Annotated in this window: 1 protein-coding gene; it reads left to right on the top strand. The window is 32.9% G+C overall.

From position 1 onward, the window contains the following. The first annotated feature begins 81 nt into the window (after positions 1 to 81). Positions 82 to 738 (top strand): phosphate signaling complex protein PhoU, encoded by a 657-nt coding sequence (gene phoU / locus QMD61_11635; GenBank protein ID MDI6725285.1) that lies wholly within the window; start codon positions 82 to 84, stop codon positions 736 to 738. The last annotated feature ends 28 nt before the right edge of the window (positions 739 to 766 follow it).

Raw genomic sequence — 766 nt, forward strand, 5'->3', positions numbered from 1 at the left:
ATCAAAATATAGAATAAAAGATCTATCTGAAGATGATGTTGATAATTTGCTTGATAATTACAAATCTATGGGGAGAATAAAATGAAGAAATATCCAAGAATACAATTTCGAAAGAAATTAAAGGATTTGAGGAAAGAAATTGATAAAATGGGACAGGTCACCATTCAGTCCCAGAAAAATGCTACAGATGCACTTGTAAATTATGATGAAAAATTGGTTAAAGATGTTATTAAATCAGGAAAGGAAATAAATAACTTGGCTTTTAATCTAGAAAGACATTGTATAAGTATTATTGCAGCTGAACAACCAGTAGCTAGCGATTTAAGATTTATAGAAGCATGTATTAAAGTTTCAAGCCATCTGAAACGAATAACTCAAAGGACTGTGGATATTGCTAAAACTGCAGAATTATTAAAGGATGAAAAACTTCCTAAGGATGCTATGAGAGTAATAGGGCACATGGCAGATATAGTGCAGATGATGTTAAGTAAGAGCATCTACGCCTTTCTTGATCAAAACATGGACATGGCCCGTGGCCTTAGATATGATGATGATAAGGTTGATGATCTCTTTGATGAAGCAATGGATCATATAACTAAGAACATGGCTAAAGACAATGAGTCAATATCTTACATGGTTTATCTGCTATTTGTTTCCAGATATCTTAAAAGAATAGCTGACCGTGCAGTAAGCATTGGGGATAGAACCATCTTCATGATGACTTGTGAAAAACCTTAATCCCCTCGAATTTCTATTTTTTATCTTA

The organism is Methanobacterium sp. (assembly GCA_030017655.1).
GTDB lineage: Archaea > Methanobacteriota > Methanobacteria > Methanobacteriales > Methanobacteriaceae > Methanobacterium_D.

What these genes read in the sequence shown, in the direction of transcription:
- phoU (MDI6725285.1), top strand. Translation starts at nt 82, where the DNA reads ATGAAGAAATATCCAAGAATACAATTTCGAAAGAAATTAAAGGATTTG.